Annotated in this window: 2 protein-coding genes; both read left to right on the top strand. The window is 46.4% G+C overall.

Annotation, left to right across the window (positions count from 1 at the left end; all coding sequences use genetic code 11):
* On the top strand, positions 1-1,828 hold a 1,828-nt coding region (locus WKF69_RS18155; protein WP_340383747.1), incomplete at its 5' end, for a SusC/RagA family TonB-linked outer membrane protein.
* 11 nt (positions 1,829-1,839) lie between these two features.
* Complete coding sequence (locus WKF69_RS18160; protein ID WP_340383748.1) at positions 1,840-3,393, top strand: RagB/SusD family nutrient uptake outer membrane protein; 1,554 nt, start codon at positions 1,840-1,842, stop codon at positions 3,391-3,393.
* Positions 3,394-3,667: the final 274 nt, after the last annotated feature.

The raw sequence follows: 3,667 nt of genomic DNA on the forward strand, positions 1-3,667 counted from the left end.
CCTCAATCCGTATCTCGAGCTGACCAATAAAACAGATGACTCCAAAAACGATAATCTGATTGCCAACATGGAAAACTGGTTCCGTCTGACCAGAGACCTGCAATTGGTGGTAACCCTTGGCGCCAACCAGAATACGACCAGGAGGCAGGTGTTTTTCCCCGATGGGATCGGCGAAGGGTATTTCACAAAGGGTCAGGCAAGCAGTGGACAGACGACTACCAACAGCTACAACATCAACGGATACTTTCTGTATGCAAAAGAATTCAATGACGTACACAAGCTGAACGTCACTTTGGGTGGAGAATGGAATAAATCAGTGCTGGAGCAGCTGAGCACCACCGGCCAGGGATTTGATCTGCCATTCTTCGGTGTGAACAATATCGGAAGTGCACTGCAACAGCAAATCGGATCCTACAAGGAAGACCGCACCATACAATCCTTGTTCTTCCGGGCAAACTATACCTTCAAAGACAAGTATGTATTGAATACTTCCGTACGGCAGGACGGAGCTTCTCCTTTCGCGGAAAACAAAAAATACGGTGTGTTTCCTTCTGTTGGAGTAGCCTGGAACCTGAGCGAAGAAGACTTCGTGAAAAATGTCGGCTTTATCAACAATGCCAAGCTGAGGCTTTCCTATGGCAAAACGGGAAGCCAGTCCATTTCTCCCTATTCTTCCCTGGCGAGGTATGGCAACAGCTTTTACCAAGTAGGTTATCCTGCAACCATTGTTACGAGCGTTGCTCAATCCAGTCTTGGAAACGCCGATCTTACCTGGGAGACAACTAACCAGATCAACGCAGGACTTGACTTCAACATTTTCAACGACAGGCTCGTCTTCAGCTTCGATTATTACGACAAAACCACTGACAAGCTGCTTCAGCCCAGGGCGCTTCCCAGCCAGTCAGGATTTGGCTCCATAACAGACAACTACGGAAAAATCGGTAATAAGGGAATAGAAGTAAGCCTTCAGGCCGATCTGATAAGAAGCACTGACCTCACGTTTACCACACGTGTTACCGCAACCAGAAACCGGAACACCCTCATTAATCTTGGCGATAGGAAAGATGACCAGTATATCGGTCTGGGAGGAAACCTGTTCAGTGGAACATCTAACATTCTCACTCCTGGCAAGCTGATCGGTTATTTTTATGGATATCATGTAACCGGCCTGGCACAGGCAAAGGATTTCACAGGTGGAGTGCCTAATTATCCTTACCCCGGCGGACCATCTAACCAGATTCCCGGCACCTGGCTTTATGAAGATCGTAACGGTGATGGAAAAATTACGTCAGCCGACCGGATGATCCTGGGTAATTCCAATCCTGATTTCACTTATGGATGGACCAACGATATTACCTGGAAAAATTTCTCACTCAATCTTTTCTTTACCGGATCACAAGGCAATGATGTATTGAACGTGACGCGCTTTTACCTTAACTCAGGACTCGTGAATTATAGCGGCGTCGTATTCAATCAGACTGAAGAATGGTATAACAAGAGATGGACTGCTGCAAACCCCACCAACGACATCAGGTTCCCCGGCATACAAACAAACATAGCTACCGGAGACATCAATAACACGCTGATTGAAAATGGCAGCTATTTCCGCCTTAAAAACCTAACGTTAAGTTACACCTTCTCGAATTTGAAAGTGATCAAGAATCCACGCCTGTTCTTTACCGGAACAAATCTTTTTACCATCACCAAGTACAGCGGATTTGATCCGGAAGTAAGCTCTTACGGACAAAGCCTGTTGCAACAAGGTATTGACTTCGGAGCTTATCCATCAAGCAAAACGTATACAGTTGGATTATCCTGCACTTTCTAAAATGTATAATTATGAAATTGAAAATATATTTATTTATTGCAGTGGGATCGCTGGCCTTTATGGCACCCTCATGCAAAAAGGGGCTTGAAGAACATCCTTATTCTTCACTCGACGCTTCCTCTGTGTTCGGCAATGAAGACGGCCTGAAAAAAACGGTGTTCGGTATTTATGATGCCTATGTACTCAAGCCGTGGCTGTACCAATTCTTTTATTTTTCCCTAACCGAAACCGGACATCAGTATGCATCCTTCGGAACCGGAGGAGCGGCTTATGACATTGACCTATACTATCGTTTTGCCGAAACACCGTCGTCAACTGCCGGTTCGCTGGCATGGACACAGATGTACACGATAATATCCAGGGCCAATTCGGTGATCGCCAATGCACCGAAAGTTGTAACGGATCAAGCGGCAGCTAATAAATACGTCGCCGAAGCCAAAGTACTCAGAGGGTATGCCTATTTTAATCTTGTGCGGCTCTTCGGCGATGTGCCTATCGTTGTCAACGAGATCACGTCTCTGTCCCAGAAGGACGACATCTTTGGGGCAAGAAAGCCGATTGCTACTGTGTACGCACTCATCGTTGAAGACCTGACGTTTGGAGAAGCCAACCTTCCTGATTTATGGACAGGCAGTGATGTGGGCAGGGTATCCTCCGGCATTGCAAAAGCTATCCTTGGTAAAGTATATATCACTATGGCGGGAAAGCCAATAAATAAAACCGAGAATTTCGCCAAGGCTGCAGACAAACTCAAAGAAATAGTTGGAACGGCTAATGAAAATAAATATGGCTTTGGCTTGCTGGATGACTTTGCGAGCGTCTTCCCCGTGAGTAACGAGCGCAATAAGGAATTCGTACTGACCTTCGGCCAGTTTTACAATTCCAGCAATACTAACGCGAATATAATGCCTTTCTTTTTTCTTCCTTTCGAGCAAAATATTTTCGGGCTTTCTTATAAGCTGTATGAATTATATGAGCCCGGAGATACGCGCAGGGATGTCACCACAATTCCGTCTATTATCAATGCGAATGATGGACATATGCTCAAATATGATCAAACGCAGCCCGCTTACGTAGATGCAACGACCAACAAATTGTTCGGTCTGCAACGCGCCGGCATCGCTTATGGCAAGTACGACCGTACCTTCCGGTCTGCAGGTGCACCACCATGGGGATACAACACCGATTATTCGCACATGCGATTTTCCGACGTATTGCTTTTGCTGGCCGAAGCGCTCAACGAAAGCAACAAACCTGCAGAAGCGCTGCCTTACCTGAATCGGGTTAGGGCCAGGGCACGTGCGAGCATTTCAAACATCACCGATCAGGCTCAACTGCGTGATGCGATCCGAAAGGAACGCCGGCTGGAGCTGACAGGAGAGCACACTACTGTTTTTGATATCCGCAGATGGGGCACCCTGCCGGCAGAAATCGCCGCTATGAGCCCGAATCAGATTCAAAACAAAGACCTCAACCCATATAATCCGAAACTGGAACTTTACCCCGTTCCCCAACAGCAACTGAATTCAAATCCGGCTTTGGTGCAAAACCCGGGATGGCAGTAAAATCAAATTGCTTTTAATTTAATTAAAAATGTCCCGGTGCGGAAGCTGATTCTTCACCGGGTTTTTACATCCCTATTATTACTCAACAAATAATTTTTCAGCACATGAGATATGCATTACTGCTGCTGCTGGTTGTCGTTTTTTTAACCTCCGTTGCCCAGTCACCCGGAAGCAATGCGATCATTACGGATGCTTTGGGCCGTAAGCTTCCGGCACTTAACGAGGTGGGCGCGATTAAAAAAGACAAATACGTCGGAATCTTTTATTGGACCTG

Source organism: Daejeonella sp. (assembly GCF_037719425.1).
Lineage (GTDB): Bacteria > Bacteroidota > Bacteroidia > Sphingobacteriales > Sphingobacteriaceae > Daejeonella.

Coding starts and splice junctions, on each gene's coding strand:
- WKF69_RS18160 (WP_340383748.1), top strand. CDS start 1,840: ATGAAATTGAAAATATATTTATTTATTGCAGTGGGATCGCTGGCCTTT.